This window comes from Treponema sp. R6D11, from assembly GCF_054786075.1.
Genome location: NZ_BDHD01001334.1, coordinates 1 through 328, shown reverse-complemented (window position 1 = coordinate 328; position 328 = coordinate 1). Strand labels below are relative to the sequence as shown.

Sequence of the window (328 nt, the reverse complement as noted above, 5' to 3'; positions counted from 1 at the left end):
AGGGAAGTGTCCGCTCTGGCAAACATTACGCTGGTAAGAGCGTCGCAGCCGTGAACAAGAAATAAACGGCTCAAAAACAAGTATCCTATTCGCCTGACAGCGTATCAGAGCGTCTATAGCGTGGTACAACTCGACTTTTGATTCATGAACATTGACATCGGCTTCGTTTCTTGCGCTTGATGAAAAAAGAATAACGTCTCTTCCGCGAATGGAATAATTAACTGAAACTTCCATTTCTCCGTTGGCGAAAATATCGGTATTTAACAAGTTCAAGCTGTTTTGTTTCAGCACGTAACCGGCGAAACCGGAAGCGTTGGAGTGCCCGAGG

1 protein-coding gene is annotated in these 328 nt (G+C 45.4%); it reads right to left on the bottom strand.

Annotated elements, in window-relative coordinates; all coding sequences use genetic code 11:
- On the bottom strand, nt 1-291 hold a 291-nt coding region (locus ACYVTD_RS18650), incomplete at its 3' end, for a ribose-phosphate pyrophosphokinase-like domain-containing protein (RefSeq protein ID WP_461249075.1).
- Between the last annotated feature and the right edge of the window lie 37 nt (nt 292-328).